At 67.2% G+C, this 18,832-nt stretch carries 16 protein-coding genes and 1 riboswitch; of the genes, 5 read left to right on the forward strand and 11 right to left on the reverse strand.

What is annotated here, in order from left to right:
* Window positions 1-38 precede the first annotated feature (38 nt).
* From thiC to VARPA_RS26765, 3 genes are all read right to left on the reverse strand, one after another.
* Window positions 39-1,925, reverse strand: a complete 1,887-nt coding sequence (thiC, locus tag VARPA_RS26755; RefSeq protein WP_013543723.1) for a phosphomethylpyrimidine synthase ThiC — start codon at window positions 1,923-1,925, stop codon at window positions 39-41.
* A gap of 87 nt (window positions 1,926-2,012) precedes the next feature.
* Window positions 2,013-2,118, reverse strand: a riboswitch (TPP riboswitch).
* A gap of 36 nt (window positions 2,119-2,154) precedes the next feature.
* Window positions 2,155-2,589, reverse strand: coding sequence for a YchJ family protein (locus VARPA_RS26760; RefSeq protein ID WP_013543724.1), 435 nt, complete (start codon window positions 2,587-2,589; stop codon window positions 2,155-2,157).
* Between the two features lie 64 nt (window positions 2,590-2,653).
* A complete protein-coding gene (locus tag VARPA_RS26765) occupies window positions 2,654-4,474 on the reverse strand; it encodes a hybrid sensor histidine kinase/response regulator (protein WP_013543725.1) in 1,821 nt (606 codons plus the stop codon).
* Window positions 4,475-4,592: 118 nt separating this feature from the next.
* On the opposite strand from VARPA_RS26765, the gene VARPA_RS26770 reads away from it, so the two are divergent.
* A complete protein-coding gene (locus VARPA_RS26770) occupies window positions 4,593-5,330 on the forward strand; it encodes a helix-turn-helix transcriptional regulator (protein WP_013543726.1) in 738 nt (245 codons plus the stop codon).
* Between the two features lie 13 nt (window positions 5,331-5,343).
* Here VARPA_RS26770 and iaaH read toward each other — a convergent pair whose 3' ends face one another.
* The 8 genes from iaaH to VARPA_RS26810 form a co-directional block, all read right to left on the reverse strand.
* A complete protein-coding gene (gene iaaH / locus VARPA_RS26775; RefSeq protein WP_013543727.1) occupies window positions 5,344-6,858 on the reverse strand; it encodes an indoleacetamide hydrolase in 1,515 nt (504 codons plus the stop codon).
* Between the two features lie 88 nt (window positions 6,859-6,946).
* On the reverse strand, window positions 6,947-7,786 hold the full coding sequence (locus VARPA_RS26780; RefSeq protein ID WP_013543728.1) for a metallophosphoesterase: 840 nt from the start codon (window positions 7,784-7,786) through the stop codon (window positions 6,947-6,949).
* Complete coding sequence (locus VARPA_RS26785) at window positions 7,783-8,913, reverse strand: acyl-CoA dehydrogenase family protein (protein WP_013543729.1); 1,131 nt, start codon at window positions 8,911-8,913, stop codon at window positions 7,783-7,785. Before VARPA_RS26785 ends, VARPA_RS26780 begins: the two co-directional genes overlap by 4 nt.
* Window positions 8,914-8,942: 29 nt before the next feature.
* On the reverse strand, window positions 8,943-10,193 hold the full coding sequence (locus VARPA_RS26790) for a M20 family metallopeptidase (protein ID WP_013543730.1): 1,251 nt from the start codon (window positions 10,191-10,193) through the stop codon (window positions 8,943-8,945).
* Between the two features lie 91 nt (window positions 10,194-10,284).
* Window positions 10,285-11,469, reverse strand: coding sequence for an acetyl-CoA C-acyltransferase (locus tag VARPA_RS26795; protein ID WP_013543731.1), 1,185 nt, complete (start codon window positions 11,467-11,469; stop codon window positions 10,285-10,287).
* A gap of 66 nt (window positions 11,470-11,535) precedes the next feature.
* Window positions 11,536-13,356: a bifunctional isocitrate dehydrogenase kinase/phosphatase gene (aceK, locus tag VARPA_RS26800; protein ID WP_013543732.1), complete on the reverse strand. Its 1,821-nt coding sequence runs from the start codon at window positions 13,354-13,356 to the stop codon at window positions 11,536-11,538.
* A 13-nt stretch (window positions 13,357-13,369) separates the two neighbouring features.
* Entirely contained in the window at window positions 13,370-14,113 is a 744-nt protein-coding gene (gene can / locus VARPA_RS26805) for a carbonate dehydratase (RefSeq protein WP_013543733.1), read from the reverse strand.
* 30 nt (window positions 14,114-14,143) lie between these two features.
* Complete coding sequence (locus tag VARPA_RS26810) at window positions 14,144-14,560, reverse strand: MerR family transcriptional regulator (RefSeq protein ID WP_013543734.1); 417 nt, start codon at window positions 14,558-14,560, stop codon at window positions 14,144-14,146.
* 124 nt (window positions 14,561-14,684) lie between these two features.
* Between VARPA_RS26810 and VARPA_RS26815 the strand changes: the two genes are divergently transcribed.
* From VARPA_RS26815 to VARPA_RS26830, 4 genes are all read left to right on the forward strand, one after another.
* Entirely contained in the window at window positions 14,685-15,746 is a 1,062-nt protein-coding gene (locus VARPA_RS26815) for an MBL fold metallo-hydrolase (RefSeq protein ID WP_013543735.1), read from the forward strand.
* 24 nt (window positions 15,747-15,770) lie between these two features.
* On the forward strand, window positions 15,771-17,078 hold the full coding sequence (locus VARPA_RS26820) for a leucine-rich repeat-containing protein kinase family protein (protein ID WP_013543736.1): 1,308 nt from the start codon (window positions 15,771-15,773) through the stop codon (window positions 17,076-17,078).
* Window positions 17,075-17,992, forward strand: a complete 918-nt coding sequence (locus VARPA_RS26825) for a pseudouridine synthase (protein ID WP_013543737.1) — start codon at window positions 17,075-17,077, stop codon at window positions 17,990-17,992. Before VARPA_RS26820 ends, VARPA_RS26825 begins: the two co-directional genes overlap by 4 nt.
* 69 nt (window positions 17,993-18,061) lie before the next feature.
* Window positions 18,062-18,832, forward strand: coding sequence for a glucose 1-dehydrogenase (locus VARPA_RS26830; RefSeq protein WP_013543738.1), 771 nt, complete (start codon window positions 18,062-18,064; stop codon window positions 18,830-18,832).

An 18,832-nucleotide genomic window follows, 5' to 3' on the forward strand; every position in this document is an offset into this window, starting at 1 on the left:
TCGCCTGCCGGGGCGAGACCCGGCTTCGGGAAAAAACCTTAAGACACAGCCCGAATGGGAATGTAGATCTCCCCACCCCCAGCCATGAACTCCTTCGACTTCTCCTCCATGCCTTCAGCCATCGCCTCGGCTTCGGCTACGCCCTTCTTCGCCGCGTACTCCCGCACTTCCTGCGTGATCTTCATCGAGCAGAACTTCGGCCCGCACATCGAGCAGAAGTGCGCCACCTTGCTCGAGTCCTTCGGCAGCGTCTCGTCATGGAATTCGCGCGCCGTGTCGGGATCCAGGCCGAGGTTGAACTGGTCCTGCCAGCGAAACTCGAAGCGCGCCTTGCTCAACGCATCGTCCCGCGACCGCGCACCCGGATGCCCCTTCGCAACGTCCGCTGCATGCGCAGCGATCTTGTACGCAATGATCCCCTGCTTCACGTCGTCGCGATCCGGCAACCCCAGGTGTTCCTTGGGCGTCACGTAGCACAGCATCGCAGTGCCAGCCCAGCCGATCATCGCGGCCCCGATGGCGCTGGAGATGTGGTCATAGCCCGGTGCGATGTCGATCGTCAGCGGCCCGAGCGTGTAGAACGGCGCCTCGTGGCAGTGCTTGAGTTGCTCGTCCATGTTGGCCTGGATCATGTGCATCGGCACATGCCCCGGCCCTTCGATCATGGTCTGCACGTCGTGCTTCCACGCGATCTGCGTGAGCTCGCCCAGCGTGCGCAGTTCGGCGAACTGCGCTTCGTCGTTCGCATCGGCGCCCGAGCCCGGACGCAGGCCATCGCCCAGCGAGAAGCTCACGTCGTATGCCTTCATGATGTCGCAGATGTCCTCGAAGCGCTCGTAGAGGAAGCTCTCCTTGTGGTGCGCGATGCACCACTTGGCCATGATCGAGCCGCCGCGCGAGACGATGCCCGTCATGCGGTCGGCCGTGAGGTGAATGAACGGCAGCCGCACGCCCGCGTGGATGGTGAAGTAGTCGATGCCCTGCTCGGCCTGCTCGATCAGCGTGTCGCGGAAGATCTCCCAGGTGAGGTCCTCGGCCACGCCGCCCACCTTCTCCAGCGCCTGATAAATCGGCACCGTGCCGATGGGCACCGGCGAGTTGCGCACGATCCAGTCGCGCGTGGTGTGGATGTTCTTGCCGGTCGACAGGTCCATCACGTTGTCGGCGCCCCAGCGGATCGCCCACACGAGTTTTTCGACCTCTTCCTCGATGCTGGAGGTGACGGCCGAATTGCCGATGTTCGCGTTGATCTTCACCTTGAAGTTGCGGCCGATGGCCATCGGCTCGACTTCAGGATGGTTGATGTTGGCCGGGATGATCGCGCGGCCGCGGGCCACCTCGTCGCGCACGAATTCGGGCGTGATGATGCGGGGAATGCTGGCGCCCATCGGGTTGCCGGCCACGCGCTTGGCGCGCTCTTCGTTGGCGAGGTATTCGGCCATCCATTCGCGCTTGCCGTTCTCGCGCAGGGCCACGTATTCCATCTCGGGCGTGACGATGCCGCGGCGTGCGTAGTGCATCTGCGTGACATTGGCGCCCGATTTCGCGCGGCGCGGCGTGCGCTGCAGCGCCGAGGCGCCGGCGCGCAGTTCGGCCAGGCGCTGGGCATCGTGGTCCTGCGCGTGCTTCAGGCCTTCGTCAAGCGCCTGGTGCGAGCGGCCCTCATAGCTTTCGGTGTCGTTGCGCTCGGCGATCCACGCATCGCGCACGCTCGGCAGGCCGCGGCGCACGTCAATGTCGACCTTGGCATCGGTGTACGGGCCCGAGGTGTCATAAAGCGAGACGGTCTCGCCGTTGGTCAGCAGCACATCGCGCACCGGCACGTTCAGGTCGGGCCGGCTGCCGGGGATCAGGCACTTGTGGGACGCGGGAAAAGGCTCGCGCGTGAGCGAGAGCAAAGAGGTGAACTTGTCGGGGGCATTCATCGGGGGCACTCCTTGTTGAGGGAAAGGGTGCTCCGCAATCGCTCGGTGGACTTGGGGCCGTCACGGAAGGTGGGTGACGAAACCTCGGTCAGGGAGTGCAGCTCTTCTTACGCCGGTATGACCCGGATCAAGTTCGCGGGTCGGCAGCTTTGCCATCTCAGCACACCACATGTGTGCACCCCGGAGCGGGGCCGATTGTGCGAGCCCCGGCCCGGCGCGTCAACCCGTGTCAGGCCACGGGGTGTTGCAGATCGCCTTCGAGGTAGTACCAGCGTTCGCCTTCCCGAACGAAGCGGCTGCGCTCGTGCAGGCGGGTGGCGGCACCGGTGGCGGCGCTGCGCTGGCGCGCGACGAATTCGACCTCTGCGTGGTCCGCATCGAGCACCGAGCGCGAGCGGATGTCGAGGCCGAGCCACTTGACGCCCGGCTCGAATTCGATCGATGCCGGTCGCTTCGACACATGCCAGGTGGCCAGCAGGTACTCGGCGCGTTCCAGCACGAAGGCCGAATAGCGCGAGCGCATCAGCGATTCGGCATCGGGGGCGGGCGTGTTCTCGAAATCGTCGAGATAGCGGCCACAGCACAGGGCGTAGCCGATGGGTTTGTCGCGGCGGTCGGTGCGGCCGCAGGGGCAAGGTCCGGTGGTGGGATCGATGGCGCTCATGAAGACCGCTATTGGAACACCTCACGGCCATCCCTCCGATGGGGCAACCCCGGAGCCGGGGAAGCTAGCCGGGGCGGCTCGCGGCAATCGCGTCCTGCAAGGCCCGCGCATCGGCCGGCTTGTAGATGAGCGCATAGCCCGCGCGCTCGACCTCCACCCGATTGGCATGGGCCGTTTCACCCGTCAGGATGACCACGTTGCGCGCCTTGCCGACTGCCTGCAGCGCCTGCGCGGCCGCCAGCCCAGAGAGGCCGCTGCCCAGCCGCAGGTCGCTCAGCATCAGGTCGAACACGCCGCCGTGCTGCAGCGCCTCGCGAGGGTTGGCGGCCAGCGCCACCTCGTGGCCCCAGCCGCCGAGCAGCGAACGCATCGCCTCGCGCACGGGCTGCTCGTCGTCCAGCACCAGGATGCGGATCGCGGCGGTCGTTCGGCCTGCCGCCGGCTCCGCCAATGCCTCAGTCTCCGGCACGGCGGGCGGGGCGACCGCTTCCTCCAGCACCAGAGAGAAGGTGCTGCCGCGGCCGGGCGCGGAGCGAACTTCGATGCGCGAGCCCATCACCTGCGCCATGCCGGCCACCAGCGACAGGCCCAGCCCAAGGCCGCGGCTGCGGTCGCGGCCGGGGTTGTCGACCTGGAAGAACTCCTCGAACACCTGCTCCCGGTGCTGCGCTTCGATGCCCACGCCCGAGTCGCGCACCTCGATGCGCCATGCGGGCACGCCGTTCGCCGGGCGCTGCACCCGCCGCGCGAGCACGAACACCGTGCCCACGGGCGTGTACTTGATGGCGTTGTCGACCAGGTTGCCCAGCACGCGCGCGAGCATGCGCGCATCGGCCCGCACCACCGCCTCCGTCGGGCGGATGCGCAGCGCCAGGCCCTTGGCTTCGGCCAGCGCCGCAAAACGTCCGTCGAGCGACCGGAACAATGCATCCAGACGCAGGGGCTCCAGCCGCACCGGCGCCGCGCCGCCATCGAGCTGCGCGATGTCCAGCAGCGCGTCGATGGAGCCGCGCAGCGCATCGACGCTGTCGCGCATGAAGCGCAGGTTGTCCGCACTGGGCGCGCTGCGCGTGTCGAGCGCATCCACAAAGATCGCCAGCGCATGCATCGGCTGGCGCAGGTCGTGGTTGGCGGCCGCGAAGATGCGCGCGCGCTGCGCGGCCATCCGCGCCACATGGTCGAGCTGGCGCGACAAGGCATCGGCCAGACGCGCGTTCTCGAAGCCGTTCTCGATGGAGCGCACGATCAGCCGGTTCTGCTTGCGCGCGTAGTGCAACGATGCAAGCAACTGCGACACCGCCAGGCAGCCCATGATCACCGGCACGCTGCCCGGCTCCAGCACCAGCCGCAGCGCCAGGCTCAGGAACACCGGCACGCCGAAGCACACCGCGGCCAGCCACCATTGCGCGAGCGCGGCAATGATCACGCCGGTGGTGCCGCTGACGAAGAAATACATCAGGAGGATGTATGCAAGGTCGCCGTGCGGAAAGAAGAGCCAGGGCGCCAGCGCCCACACCAGCCCCGGGAACAGCATGCGCAGCTCCAGTTGCCGGCGCGTGCGGGCCGCCGACGCGGCGTCGATGGCGTCCGGGTCCACACGGTGCAAGTGGCGGTGCATGTTCCATTGCATCGCGTGCACCAGCACGGCCCACACCAGCGTGCCGCGGTCGCCGGTCAGCACGAGGAACAGCACCCAGAACACCGCCGCCGTCACAGCCGCCGAGAGCGGCGTGTCGCGCGTGTCGACGATGTAGGCGCGCGCGAGGCTCTGGTCGACCAGCGGGTTGGGATTGGGCGCCTCGACCCAGTAGCCACGCAGCCGCTGCCATGGGGATGCGGAAGCCGGCTTTTCGGGCGAAAGGGAAGGAGTAGGACTCGAAGACATGGATGGGCGTGCAGCCCGCGATTCTGCGCGCTCCCCGTGACGGCACCGGGGCATCCACCCTTGGCGCGGCGCTTGCTAAACGTTAGCCTTACATGCGGACAACCAGAGCGAGGTGGCGATGTACCTGACAGGTTCCGAACAGCAGGCACTGCGCGGCGTTTTCACGCTGCTGGCGCAAGAGCGCGGCGAAAGCGACGTCCGCGAGCGCCTGGGCTGGGCATTGCTCGACCTGCTGCATGCGGACCAGTTCGCCTCGTTCGTGTGGAACGCCGAGAGCGGCCGCTTCGACGGCCGCGTGGCGCTCAACATGGACCCTGCCAACCTCGATCGCTACGGCGAATGGCACCAGCACCACGACCCGATCACCTTCGTGCTGCAGTCGCACCGCCGCGCCACGCGCGTGACCGACGTGATGCCGCAGCGCGAGCTGATGCAGACGGAATTCTTCACCGACTTTCTCTCGCGCGACGGACTGCACTGGGGCATGAACCTGCATGCCTTCGAAGGAAGCCGCGCGCTGGGCGACCTGCGCATCTGGCGGCGCAAGGGGCGCGGCGATTTCGGCGAGCACGAGAAAGCGCTGCTCGACCTGATCGAGCCTGCGTTCATCGGCGCGCTGCAACGTGCACAGCGCACGGCGGCCGCGGTGCCGATGCCCGCCGGGACTGCTTCATGGGATGACCTGAGCGCGCGCGAGCAGGAGGTCGCACGCGCCGTGTGCGAGGGCCTGACCGACAAGGAGATCGCGCGGCGCATGGCGGTGAGCGTGCCGACGGTGCGCACCTACCTGCGGCGCATCTTCGACAAGCTCGGCATCGAGCGGCGGTCGGCGCTGGCAGGCCTCGCCCAGCGTTGATAGATCGGCCGCCCTACTTCGCCCTGGGTGCGGGCAGGCGGCCCAGCACGCCCTCTACCGCGAGGCCGACGGCAAGCAGCTTGCGGTCGCTGCCGGCCGGTCCGTCGAGTTCCAACCCGATGGGCAGCCCGCTGCTCGCACCGAGGCCCGAGGGCAACTGCACACCCGGAATGCCGGCGTTGCTGCCGGGGTCGGTGTTCTGGATCAGCGCGCCGAAGTTCTCGGGGCTGCTGGCTTCGGGCGCGGCGGCCAGTGCCACGCGCGGCACCGTCGGGAACACGAGCGCATCGAGCTTGTTCTTCGCGAAGGTGTCGCGGTAGAGCTTCTGCAATGCGGGCCGCGCGATGCGCATCGCGTTGTCGTAAGCCGGCTTCGCGTCGACCGTGCCGTTCGGCGCGGGGAGCTTGCGCGGGATCACGAAGGCTTCGAAGGTGCCCTTGACGTCGGGGCTCGCGATGCCGGCCGTCAACTGCGCGATGTCGATGCCGGTGCGGTACTTCGCGAGGTAGGCCACCATGTCGTCGTGCGCTTCGTACAGCGCGAGCGGGAAGCCGATGGCGCCGTTGAGCTCCATGAGTTTCGGCATCTCCACATCCACCAGCGTGACGCCCGCCGCGCGCAACTTGGCGAGCGCGGCATCGGTCGCAGCGCGCGTGTCGGCATCGAGGTTCGCGTAGAAGGCCGGCACCACGCCGAGCCGCACGCGTTTCAGATCGGCGGGCTTGAGCGGTGCGCCGCCCGCGATCACGCGGTCGAGCAGCGCGACATCGGCCATCGACTGCGCCATCGGACCCGCGGTGTCGCGGGTATGGGAGATCGGCGCGATGCCTTGCTGCGAATAGCGCCCCATGCTCGGGCGCAGCGACGCACAGCCGTTGAACGCGCACGGAATGCGCACCGAGCCGCCCGTGTCGGTGCCCAGCGCCGCCGGCGCCATGCGCGCGCCGAGCGCCGCGCCATTGCCCGACGACGATCCGCCCGCGATGCGGCTCGCGTCGTAGGCGTTGCGCACGCCGACCTCGGGGCCGGTCTGGAACGCGGGGTTGTAGCCGGTGACGCCGAAGGCCAGCTCATGCATGTTCGTCTTGCCGAGGATGACCGCGCCGGCCGCGCGCAGCTTCGCGACAACGGGCGCATCGGTGGTGGGCACGAAGCCCTTGAGCGCGGGCGAGCCGGCCGTGGCGGGCAGGCCCTGCACCTGGATGTTGTCCTTGATGACCACCGGCAGCCCGGCCAGCGGCTTGCAGGCACCGCCGCGCTTTCTCTCTGCATCGGCGGCGCGGGCGGCCTTTAGCGCGCCGGCTTCGTCGAGCGTGACGAAGGCATTGAGGTTCGCTCCGGCCTTGGCTTGCGCGAGGTAGGCGGAGACCAACTGCTCGCTGGTTACCGTGCCGGCGCAGAGCTGCTGCACGGCATCGCTCGCTGTCAGCGTGGCGATGTCCACGGCGGCGGGCTGCTGCGCTTGTGCGGATGCGCCGAGGCACGACAACACGGCCGCGGCAAAAGAAACGGGTTTTGAGATGGGCATGGCAATAACCTCCGACGAAGAGGCCGCCATGCTGCGCCGCCGGTGTCGTCCTGTCTGTCATCGAAACCGATGACACGGAGTGAAGGTGCTACTGGAACATCACCCACTCGGGCCGCATGTTGAACCGCACCGGCAGGATGCTCACGCCCAGCCCGCTCGTCACGTACATGCGATTGCCCTTTTGCGCGACCCAGCCGTAGGCCCACTCGCGCGGCGCGCGGCCCGGCACCACCAGCGCGCCGTAGCCCGGCACGCTGATCTGCCCGCCATGCGTGTGCGAAGCGACCACCAGCCCACGCGTGCGCGGCATGGTCGCGAAGCTGAAAGGGTCGTGCATCATGACCAGCGTGGCCGCGCCCTTCGGCACGCCGGCCAGCGCCTTGTCGGCTTCCGAATGGCCAGTCGAGTTGTCGCCGATACCGACCACCCAGAGGTCGTGGCCCGGCAGGCGCATCGAGGCGTTCTCCAGCACGTGGATGCCCTGCGCGGCCAGGGCCTTGGCCGTGCGTTCGCCGTCGTGCCACCAGTCGTGGTTGCCCAGCACCGCGTACACGCCCTGCGGCGCCTTCAGGCGGCCGAGCACGGCGGCCATGTCTTCGATGGAGAAGGCCTCGTCATCGCCCGAACCCGCGAGGAAGTCGCCGGGCAGCAGGATCACGTCGGGCTGCGCTGCGTTGATTTCGTCGACGATGCGCGCGGCGCGCTCCGCGCTGGTGACGCGCCACGCCGAGCGCGTGGTGAGGTGCCAGTCGCCCGCCATCGCCACCTTGAGCCCGGCCGGCGGCTGCCACTGGGCCGAGCCCAACGGCTCGACGCGTGCCGCGACCCAGCGCGGCTCGAGGACGACCGTCCACACGGCCAGAGCCAGCAGCAGCACCGCCGCGGCGATGCGGACCCGCGGCCCACGGCGGCCCGCGCCGGTTCTCACGCCAGGGCGCGCTGGATCAAAAGCTTCTGGATGTCCGACGTGCCTTCGTAGATCTGGCACACGCGCACGTCGCGATAGATGCGCTCCAGCGGAAAGTCGTTCACGTAGCCGTAGCCGCCCAGCGTCTGGATCGCGGCGCTGCACACGCGCTCGGCCATCTCGCTGGCGAAGAGCTTGGCCATCGCCGCTTCCTTCAGGCACGGCAGGCCCGCATCGCGCAGGCTCGCCGCGTGCCATATGAGTTGGCGTGCCGCTTCGATCTGCGTCGCGCATTCGGCGAGGCGAAAACCCACGGCCTGCTGGTCGAAGATCGAGCCACCGAAAGCCTGGCGTTCCTTGGCGTAGGCGAGCGCCACATCGAATGCGCTGCGCGCCATGCCCACGCTCTGCGCGGCGATGCCGATGCGGCCGCCCTCGAGTGCGCCGAGCGCGATCTTGTAGCCCTCGCCTTCGGCACCGATGAGGTTCTCCGCCGGAATGCGGCAGCCGTCGAAGTTGATCTGCGCGGTGTCGCTGCTGTGCTGGCCGAGCTTGTCTTCCAGGCGCGCGACGGCGTAGCCGGGTGCGTCGGTGGGCACGATGAACGCGCTCATGCCGCGCTTGCCCGCGCCCTTGTCGGTCACCGCGATGACGATGGCCACCTGTCCGTTCTTGCCGCTGGTGATGAACTGCTTGACGCCGTCGATCACGTAGCCGTCGGCGTCCTTGCGCGCGGTGGTGCGCAGGCTCGATGCATCGCTGCCCGCCTGCGGCTCGGTGAGGCAGAAGGCGCCGAGCATCTGGCCCTGCGCGAGCGGCTCGAGCCACTTCTTCTTTTGCTGTGCGTTGCCGTAGCGCATGAGGATCGCGTTGACCGGGCAGTTGGTCACGCTGATGGCGGTGCTGGTGCCGCCGTCGCCGGCCGCGATTTCCTCGAGCACCAGCGCAAGCGTGAGGTAGTCGAGGCCCGCGCCGCCGTGCTCCTCGGGCACGCAGATGCCGTAGGCGCCCAGCGCCGCGAGGCCCTGGTGCGCCTCCTTCGGAAAGCTGTGTTCGCGGTCCCACTTGGGGGCGTTGGGCCAGAGTTCGGCTTGCGAGAAATCGCGCACCGCGTCGCGGATGGCTTCCTGGTCGGCACTGAGCAGCATGACTTTGTCTCCTGTCTTTTTCTTTGTGGTTACTTGCCCGCGCCCAGATCCATGATCAGGCGCGCGGCCATGTACAGGCGGCGCGGGATGCTGCTGATGTCCACGTACTCGGCCTTGTCGCTGTGATAGCCGAAGCCGGGCAGGCCCAGGCTTTCGATCACGGGCTTGCCCGAGAGCGCCGCATAGGCCGCGTCGGTGCCGCCGCCGGTGCGCTCTTCCACGCCGAGGGTGCCGCCGGCTTCCTTGTAGAAGGCCACGGCCTTGTCGACCAGCTTCTTGCCGCCTTCGCCCGCATTGAAGGCCGGACGGCCGCGCGTGACCAGCACCTTGACGTCGGCCTCGGGCAGCTTCTTTTGCTGCGCCTTTTCTTCCAGCGTCTTCATCGCGGCTTCGAAGTCTTCGTTGCGCGCATAGCGCACGTCGGCATTCAGCGTGGCGCTGGCCGGGATGATGTTCGACACGTTGCCGGCCTTGGCGATGGTCCAGTTGAAGCGCAGGTGCTTGGTCTTGTCGTCGATGCTCATCGTGCGCAGCACGAGATCCGACGCCTCGACCAACGCGTTGACGCCCAACTCCGGCGCGGCGCCCGCATGCGAAGCCTTGCCGGTGATGTTGACCTGCACATAGGCGATGCCCGAGGTGCCGAGCGAGAGCTTCTCGTCGCCCGCGCTGGTGGGCTCGAACGAGAGCACGTAGTCGGCGAGCTTGGCTTCTTCCTGGATCAGGTCACGCGAGCCGAAGGAGCCTTTTTCCTCGTCGGTGTTGAAGAGCACGGTGATCGTGCCGTAGTCGCGCACGCCGTAGTCCTTGAGCAGCTTCAACGTGTGCAGGATGACCGCGTTGCCGCCCTTGTCGTCGGCGATGCCGGGGCCGTAGGCCTTGTCGCCCTCGACCTTGAACGGCGCCTTGGCGAGCGTGCCCTTCAGGTACACGGTGTCCATGTGCGACATCAGCAGCAGGTTCTTGCCGCCGCGGCCCTTGATCTTGCCGATGATGTTGTCGCCGACCACGAGGCCGGCCGACTTGCTGCGCGTGACGGTGAAGCCCAGGTTCTTGAGTTCGCCTTCGAGGTAGTTGCCGGCGGCGGCAATGCCTTCGGCATCACCCGTGCCGGTCTCGATGTTGACGAGTTTTTCGAGCGTCTTGATGACGGCGGGCTGCTCGTCGGTGGCGGCCTGGAACAGCACGTTGTCACGCTTCTGCGCCCAACTGGCGGGGGGTGCCAGGAAGGCGGTGGCCAGCAGGGCAGCCAGGGCGGTACGGTGGATGGATGGGCGCATGAAATCTCCTGCTCTGACGCAATATCTGATTGTTGAAATGCCGGATGGCGAAGGCCCGGCGCGCCCTCTGGGACGCTGCCGGCCGTGCTGCTTAGAGCAATTCGAGTGCCACGGCGGTGCCTTCGCCGCCGCCGATGCACAGCGTCGCCACGCCGCGCTTCTTGCCGCGCGCCTTCAGCGCGTGGATCAAGGTGACCATGATGCGCGCGCCGCTCGCGCCGATCGGGTGGCCCAGCGCGCAGGCGCCGCCGTTCACGTTGACGATGTCATGCGACACGTCGAGCTCGTGCATCAGCGCCATCGGCACCACGGCGAAGGCCTCGTTCACTTCCCAGAGGTCGACGTCCTTCACGGTCCAGCCGGTCTTCTTGAACAGCTTGGCCACCGCACCGACGGGCGCGGTCGAGAACCACTCGGGTTCCTGCGCATGCGTGGCGTGGCCGACGATGCGGGCGATGGGCTTGGCGCCGATCTTCTTCGCGTGCGACTCGGTCATCATCACCAGCGCCGCGGCGCCGTCGTTGATCGACGAGCTCGATGCGGCGGTGATGGTGCCGTTTTCTTTCTTGAACGCGGGCTTGAGCGTGGGGATCTTGTCGAGCTTGACCTTGCCCGGGCCTTCGTCGATGGAGATCACGGTGTCGCCGCCGCGGCCCTTCACGGTGACGGGTGTGATTTCTTCCTTGAACGCACCCGATTCGGTCGCGGCCTTGGCGCGCTGCACGCTCGCGATGGCGAAGGCGTCCTGCTGCTCGCGGGTGAACTTGTACTTGGCCGCGCAGTCCTCGCCGAAGGTGCCCATCGAGCGGCCCGGCTGGTAAGCGTCTTCCAGGCCGTCGAGCATCATGTGGTCATAGATCTTGTCGTGGCCCATGCGGTAGCCGCCTCGGCCCTTGAGCATGAGGTAGGGGGCGTTGGTCATGCTTTCCATGCCGCCCGCGACGATCACGTCGTGCGTGCCGGCCAAGAGCAGGTCGTGCGCGAGCATCGCGGCCTTCATGGCCGAGCCGCACATCTTGCTGAGCGTGACCGCGCCCGCGCTGTCGGGCAGGCCGCCCTTGTACGCGGCCTGGCGCGCCGGGGCCTGGCCCTGGCCGGCCATGAGGCAGTTGCCGAACAGCACTTCGCCCACGCTCTCGGGGGCGATGCCGGCGCGCTCGACGGCGGCCTTGATGGCAGCGCCACCGAGGTCGTGCGCGGAGAGGGAAGCAAAGTCGCCTTGAAAGCCACCCATGGGGGTGCGGGCGGCGCCGACGATGACGATGGATTCGGACATGAGGGTCTCCTTCTTGAATGTGAATGCGAAAGTGAAACGGTCGACTGCGGCCGTGGCCGCAGCCGGTCAGAAATGGGTCGCGTGCCCCTCGTGCTGGAAGCGCTGCGATTCTTCGTACGGGAACACATCGAGCATCTGTCCCGCCTGGATGCGTTCCTTGTGGTGCTGCCAGAAGGCGGCGTCGAGCAGGTCGGCGTGGTGCGCCATGAAGGCGGCGCGCACGTCGCTGTTGCCGAGCAGGAAGGGCTCGAAGGTCTCGGGGAACACGTCCTTCGGGCCCACCGAGTACCAGACCTCGCCGCTCATCTCGTCTTCCTCGTTGCGCGGCGCGGGCACCTTGCGGAATTTGCAGTCGGTGATGTATTCGATCTCGTCGTAGTCGTAGAACACCACCTTGCCGCCGCGCGTGACGCCGAAGTTCTTCCACAGCATGTCGCCGGGAAAGATGTTGGCCGCAACCATGTCCTTGATGGCGTTGCCGTACTCGATCACCGCATGCTCCAGCTGGTCCTTTGCGCGCTTGGCATGCGCCGGGCTCTCGGGGTCGGCCAGCGTGTCGAAGGCTTCCTGCAGGTAGATGTTCAGCGGGATCATGCGGCGCTCGATGTAGACGTGCTTGACCACGACCTCCATCTCCCCGTTGCCGTCGCGGTCGCCGATCTCCAGCTGGCTGGGCGCGAACTTCTGGATCTCCTCGATCAGTTCGGGCTCGAAGCGGTCGAGCGGGAAGCCCACGTCGCTGTACTCCAGCGTGTCGGCCATGCGGCCCACGCGGTCGTGCTGCTTCACGAGCATGTACTTGCCCTTGATCTGCTCGCGCGTGGTGTCCTTCTGCGGCGGATAGAAGTCCTTGATGACCTTGAACACGAACGGAAACGACGGCAGATCGAACACCAGCATGACCATGCCCTTGATGCCGGGCGCGATGCGGAAGCGGTCGCTCGAATAGTTCAGGTGCGAGAGAAAGTCGCGATAGAAAAGCGTCTTGCCCTGCTTGGCGAGGCCGAGCGCGTTGTAGATTTCTGCGCGCGGCTTGCGCGGCATGAGCGAGCGCAGGAACTGCACCCAGGCCGAAGGCACTTCCATGTCGACCATGAAGTAGGCGCGTGCAAAGCTGAAGAGCATCTGCAGGTCGTCTTCGCCGAAGAGCGCCGCATCGATGTAGAACTTGCCGGTGCTGTCGTGCAGGATCGGCAGCGAGAACGGAATCTCGGTGAAGCCGTTCAAAATCCTGCCGACCACGTAGGCGCCCTTGTTCCGGAAGAAGAGGCCCGAGAGCACCTGCAGCTGGAAGTTGGCGCGCAGCTTCACCTGGTGAAAACGGTTCAGGATGACGTGCGCCACGCGCTCGGCATCGCGCCGCTTGTCGGCGTAGCTCCCTTGCAGCGCGAAGTCGTCGAGCATCTGCTCGAGCGTGTCGGCCAGCGTGTCGTGCGCGGGGTAGTACGGGCGGTAGGTCGGCGCGCCGCGCGGCTCGATGTACTCGGTGCTGATCGCCGGGCGCACGAAGATGAAGTCGTTCTGGAAATACGCGCGATGCAGGATCTTGGTGGTCACCGAGTTGAAGAAGCTCTCGGCCAGCTCGGGCTGGTGGTGGTCCACCAGAAGGCCGATGAAGTGCAGCTTGACCTGGTGCCATACCTCCATCGGCTGGTCGCCCGCCTTGAACTCTTTTTCGAGCCGGGCCACGGCCTCGTTCACGCGCAAGTCGTAGAACTCGATGCGCTCGCGCTGCGCCCGCTGCTGGCCGTGCCAGTCGGCGGTTTCGAAACGGTGCTTGGCCCGCGCCGATTCGGCGCGGAACAACCGGTAGTGCCGGTTGAACCCATCGATCATCGCCTTGGCGATGTCGTAGGCCAGCGGTGAATCGAGGCGCTGCGGGAACATGGGCCCGGCCGGATTACTTCGCCGCGTCTTCGCTGCGTTCGGTGCCGTCGGCGCCCGCCTGCGCGGAGGGCGATGCAAGCGCCGCACCCGCCGCCGGCTTGCTCCACTTGTAGCGGATGCGCTGCACCGCGGCCTTGTACGCCGAATCGAGCGGCTTGGCGCCGTCGACGCTCAGGCCCAGGTCCTGCAGCAGGCCGTCGTGCACGCCGAAGGTCCAGCCGTGGATCTGCACCTTCTGGCCGCGCGCCCAGGCATCGACCATGACGGTGCTCACCGCCACGTTGACCACCTGCTCGGCCACGTTGAGTTCGCACAGGGCATCGACGCGCACTTCTTCGGGCAGGCTTTCGATCATCACGCTGTGGCGGTCGCGCACGTCCTGGATGTGGCGGATCCAGTTGTCGGCAAGGCCGATGCGCTTGCCGCTGAGTGCGGCCTTCACGCCCGCGCAGCCGTAGTGGCCCACCACCATGATGTGCTCGACCTTCAGGTGCTCGACCGCGAACTGGATCGCCGAGAGCGCATTGAGGTCGGAGTGCACCACGATGTTGGCGACGTTGCGGTGCACGAACACTTCGCCCGGTTCCAGGCCGGTGATCTGGTTGGCGGGCACGCGGCTGTCGGAGCAGCCGATCCACATGTAGCGCGGCGTCTGCTGCTTCACCAGGCTGGTGAAGAAGCCGGGACGGTCGCGTTCCATCTGTGCGGACCAGGCACGGTTGTGGGCGAACAGGTCTTCGAGGTTGTTGTCGGACATAGATCGTGATTGTCGATGAGTCGTGGCCGGTCAGGTCGCCCGGGTGGACTTGGCCGCCTTCTTGGCCTTCTCGGCCTTTGCCAGCGTGGCTCGGCCCTTTTTCTCGTGTGCGCGCACTTCCGCGATGTTGGCCTGCAGCTCGGCCAATTGCGCCTCGAGCTGGGCACGGTGCGCGCCCAGCACGCCGAGAAACTTCTGCAGCTGCGGCACGGTGTCCCGCGGGCTGTCGTACATGTCCAGGATGTCCTTGGCCTCCGTGAGGCTCAGGCCCAGGCGCTTGGCGCGCAGCGTGAGCGTGAGCCGCGCCCGGTCGCGCGCGCTGTACACGCGCTGCAGGCCGGCCCGCTCGGGCGTGAGCAGGCCCATGTCCTCGTAGAAGCGGATCGCCCGCGTCGTGAGGTCGAACTCCTTCGCGAGCTCGCTGATGGTGAAGGTTGGCGTGGACATGCGGGATGAAAGGACGTTCCAGGAAACGCCATGAGGGGGTGTTATGGGGGCGACAGCAGGTTTTCGCCGCGCTCCCTACAATGGTGCCACCTACACATGACGTTTACGTAAACGTCAATCTTACATGAACCTCCTCGAACGCGAACTCCACTACACCCTGGGCGACACCCTGCCCGGGCCCGGCGAAGCCCTGGAAGTCGCGCCGGGCGTGCGCTGGATCCGCATGCGGCTGCCCTTTGCGCTGGACCACATCAACCTCTGGCTGCTGCGCGACACGATCGACGGCGTCGAAGGCTGGACGGTGGTCGACTGCTGCATCTCGCACGACGAGGCGCGCAAACAATGGGAGCAGATCTTCGAGACGCAGCTCGAAGGCCTGCCGATCCTGCGCGTGATCGTCACCCACATGCACCCCGACCACATCGGCCTGGCCGATTGGCTCTGCAAGCGATGGAATGCGCCGTTGTGGATCAGCGCCACCGACTACCACGTGGCCCGCGTGCTCAGCACCGCCGGCGACACGCTCGCGGGCGGCGATGCGGCGGCGGACTTCTTCGCCTCGCACGGCATGAGCGACCCGGTGGGCATCGCCAAGATCCGCGCGCGCACCAACTACTACGCGAACATGGTGCCCTCGGTGCCCGACCGGTACGTGCGCATGATGGACGGCGACATCGTGACCATCGGCGGCCACGCGTGGCGCTGCATCAGCGGTTACGGCCACGCGCCCGAACACATCGCGCTGTACTGCGACGAGCAGAAGCTGCTCCTGGGCGGCGACATGATGCTGCCGCGCATCTCGACCAACGTGAGCGTGCACGCGGGCGAGCCCGAGGCGAATTCGCTGCGGCTCTTCCTGGACAGCATCGACAAGTTCAAGGCGCTGCCCGCCGACACGGTGGGCCTCCCATCGCACGGCAAGCCGTTCACCGGCATCCACCGCCGCGTCGACCAGCTGCAGGAGCATCACCGCGACCGGCTGGCCGAGCTGCTCGAAGCCTGCACTGCGCGCGCACTGACGGCGGCCGAGGGCCTGCCGATCCTCTTCAAGCGCGAACTCGACCTGCACCAGATCACCTTCGCGATGGGCGAGACGGTGGCGCACCTGCACCTCCTGTGGTTCTCGGGCCAGGTGAAGCGCGAACTGGGCAAGGACGGCGTCTACCGCTTCGGACCCCGGAGCTAGGATCTAGGGATTTAGACTCGGCGGATGGACACACTGGCCGAGCTGCGCGCGGGTCGGCTGGCAGGCGCCACCAGGCTCGATCTCTCGTGCGGACTCACCGAGTTCCCGCGCGAGATCTTCGACCTTGCCGACTCGCTCGAAACACTGAATCTCTCCGGGAATGCGCTCGATGCGCTGCCCGACGACCTGGGCCGCCTGCACAAGCTGCGGGTGCTTTTCTGCTCCGACAACCGGTTCACGACGCTGCCCGAATCCATCGGTGGGTGCCATGGCATCGACATCGTCGGCTTCAAGGCCAACCGCATCGCGAAAGTGCCCGCCGCTGCGCTGCCGCCCTCGCTGCGCTGGCTGATCCTCACGGACAACCAGATCGAGGAAATGCCCGACACGCTCGGCCACTGCACGCGGATGCAGAAGCTGATGCTGGCGGGCAACCGGTTGAGCCGGCTGCCGGATTCGATGGCTGCGCTGCAGCGGCTCGAACTGCTGCGCATCTCCGCGAACCGCTTCGAGGCCCTGCCTGAATGGCTGCTCTCCTTGCCGCGTCTTTCGTGGCTCGCCGCAGCCGGCAATCCGTTCGATACGCAAGCCGAGGACGCCGCGATGACCGCGCAGTCGGTGCCACATGTCGATTGGCGCGACCTCACGCTCGGCAGGAAGCTCGGCGAAGGCGCATCGGGCGTGATCCATCAGGCCACGCTGGGGCCATTGCAGCAGGACGTGGCCGTGAAGCTCTTCAAGGGCGCGGTCACCAGCGATGGCTGGCCGCACAGCGAAATGGCCGCCTGCATCGCGGCCGGCGCGCACCCGACGCTGATCGCCGCGCAGAGCCGGATCAACGGCCACCCCGATGGCACGGAGGGCCTCGTGATGCCGCTGGTGCAGCCCTCGTTCCGCACGCTGGCGGGACCACCGAGCCTCGCATCGTGCACACGCGACATCTATGCGGACGACGCGAAATGGACCGCCGATATCGCCCTGCGCATCGCAAGCGACATCGCCTCGGCCATGCAGCACCTGCACGCACGCGGCATCCTCCACGGCGATCTCTACGCGCACAACATCCTGTGGAATGCGCAAGGCGGCGGCCGGCTCGGCGACTTCGGCGCGGGCTGGATGACGGGCTCGCTAAATGCCAGCCAAACCGCGGCCCTGCAGCGCCTGGAGATGCGCGCCTTCGGCTGCCTGCTCGAAGAACTGCTCGAACGCTGCACCGATGCGCAACCCTCCGCCATGTCTGCATTGAAGGATCGCTGCATGCATCCCGATATCGCCTCGCGCCCATTGTTCGACGAGGCGCTGCGCGTGCTGCAGCAGGAGGCTGCATCGTGAGCCGCCCCCGCCAGACGCCGCCGCTGCCCACGCGCGACGGCGTCGGCCCAAGCTGCGTCGGCCTGCCGTACGGCCCCTGGCCCACCATCGCCGAGTTCCTCATCGAACGCTTCCCCGCGATCACTCGCGACGCGTGGCTGGAACGCATCGCAGCCGGCGACGTGATCGACGAGCACCGCATCCCCGTCACCCTCGAGCGCCGCTACGAGTCGCCGCTGCGTGTTTATTACTACCGCACACTCGACGGCGAAGTGCACATCCCCTTCGAGGAGCAGGTGCTGTTCCAGGACGACGAGCTCGTCGTGGCCGACAAGCCCCCGTTCCTCCCCGTCACACCGACCGGCAAGTACCTGCAGGAAAGCCTGCTGGTGCGGCTCAAGCGCAAGCTGAACATCGACGACCTCGTGCCGCTGCACCGCATCGACCGCAGCACCTCGGGCCTCGTGCTGTTCTCGGTGCGCCGCGAGACGCGCGGCGCCTACCAGCAGATGTTTCCGGAGCGCCGCATCGCCAAGCATTACGAGGCGGTGGTGCCGTGGCAGGAAGGCGTCTCGACGGTGCCCGACATCTACCGCAGCCGCCTCGTGGACGACGAGCATTTCATGCGCATGCGCGAAGAGCCGGGCGAGCCCAACTCCGAGACGCGCATCGAGGTGCAAGAAATACGAGGCGGCCGCGCGCTGCTGCGGCTCTCGCCCGTCACCGGCCGCAAGCACCAGCTGCGCGTGCACTGCCTCGCGCTCGGCATGCCGATCGAGAACGACCCGATCTACCCCGTGCTGTTGCCCGAGAACACCGATGACTTCGACAAGCCGCTGCAGCTCCTGGCCAAGTCGGTCGCGTTCCAGGACCCGGTGACCGGCGACCTGCGCAGATTCACCAGCCCCCGGAGCCTGTCGCTGGCACCAAGGTGACGCGGCGCGGGCACGCTCCGCACTAAGCTCGTTTCCTGAAGTTCTTTCAATTCAGGAGACACCCGCACCATGGACACCACCCAACTCTTCTCGCTGAAGGGCCGCACCGCCTTGATCACCGGCGGCTCGCGCGGCATCGGCCGCATGATCGCCGAGGGCTTCCTGGCCCAGGGCGCGCGCGTGTACATCTCGGCACGCAAGGCCGCGGCCTGCGACCAGACCGCCAAGGAGCTCTCGGCCTTCGGCCACTGCGTCTCGCTGCCGGCGGACGTGTCCACGGTCGAAGGTGCGCAGGCGCTGGTCGATGCCTATGCGAAGCATGAAGGCTCGCTCGACATCCTCGTCAACAACGCCGGTGCCGCCTGGGGCGCACCGTACGCGGAGTTTCCCGAGAGCGGCTGGGACAAGGTGATCGACCTGAACCTGAAGACGCCCTTCTTCCTGACCCAGGCGCTCACGCCGATGCTCAAGAAGGCCGCGACCGATCACCTCTCGAAGGTGATCAACATCGCGTCGATCGACGGCATCTCGGTGAACCCGCAGGAAACCTATTCGTATGCGGCCAGCAAGGCCGGGCTGATCCAGCTCACGCGCCGCATGGCGCTTCGCCTTGCGCAAGACCGCATCGTGGTGAGCGCCATCGCGCCGGGCGCATTCGCATCCGACATGAACAAGGATGCGCGCGACCACGGCGACGAGGTCAAGGGCCGCATTCCCGCGGGCCGCATCGGCACGCCGGAAGACATGGCCGGCGCCGCGATCTACCTCGCGTCGCGCGCGGGCGACTACGTGATGGGCTCCACGCTCGTCGTCGACGGCGGCGTGACGCACGCGCGCTGA

It is taken from the genome of Variovorax paradoxus EPS, assembly GCF_000184745.1.
Lineage (GTDB): Bacteria > Pseudomonadota > Gammaproteobacteria > Burkholderiales > Burkholderiaceae_C > Variovorax > Variovorax paradoxus_C.

Excerpts from the sequence above, each read along its gene's own strand:
- VARPA_RS26815 (WP_013543735.1), top strand. The coding sequence starts at position 14,685 with ATGAACCTCCTCGAACGCGAACTCCACTACACCCTGGGCGACACCCTG.
- iaaH (WP_013543727.1), bottom strand. The coding sequence starts at position 6,858 with ATGCCCATCTCAAAACCCGTTTCTTTTGCCGCGGCCGTGTTGTCGTGC.
- aceK (WP_013543732.1), bottom strand. The coding sequence starts at position 13,356 with ATGTTCCCGCAGCGCCTCGATTCACCGCTGGCCTACGACATCGCCAAG.
- VARPA_RS26810 (WP_013543734.1), bottom strand. The coding sequence starts at position 14,560 with ATGTCCACGCCAACCTTCACCATCAGCGAGCTCGCGAAGGAGTTCGAC.
- VARPA_RS26765 (WP_013543725.1), bottom strand. The coding sequence starts at position 4,474 with ATGTCTTCGAGTCCTACTCCTTCCCTTTCGCCCGAAAAGCCGGCTTCC.
- VARPA_RS26770 (WP_013543726.1), top strand. The coding sequence starts at position 4,593 with ATGTACCTGACAGGTTCCGAACAGCAGGCACTGCGCGGCGTTTTCACG.
- VARPA_RS26795 (WP_013543731.1), bottom strand. The coding sequence starts at position 11,469 with ATGTCCGAATCCATCGTCATCGTCGGCGCCGCCCGCACCCCCATGGGT.
- VARPA_RS26830 (WP_013543738.1), top strand. The coding sequence starts at position 18,062 with ATGGACACCACCCAACTCTTCTCGCTGAAGGGCCGCACCGCCTTGATC.
- can (WP_013543733.1), bottom strand. The coding sequence starts at position 14,113 with ATGTCCGACAACAACCTCGAAGACCTGTTCGCCCACAACCGTGCCTGG.
- VARPA_RS26760 (WP_013543724.1), bottom strand. The coding sequence starts at position 2,589 with ATGAGCGCCATCGATCCCACCACCGGACCTTGCCCCTGCGGCCGCACC.
- VARPA_RS26790 (WP_013543730.1), bottom strand. The coding sequence starts at position 10,193 with ATGCGCCCATCCATCCACCGTACCGCCCTGGCTGCCCTGCTGGCCACC.
- VARPA_RS26820 (WP_013543736.1), top strand. The coding sequence starts at position 15,771 with ATGGACACACTGGCCGAGCTGCGCGCGGGTCGGCTGGCAGGCGCCACC.
- thiC (WP_013543723.1), bottom strand. The coding sequence starts at position 1,925 with ATGAATGCCCCCGACAAGTTCACCTCTTTGCTCTCGCTCACGCGCGAG.
- VARPA_RS26785 (WP_013543729.1), bottom strand. The coding sequence starts at position 8,913 with ATGCTGCTCAGTGCCGACCAGGAAGCCATCCGCGACGCGGTGCGCGAT.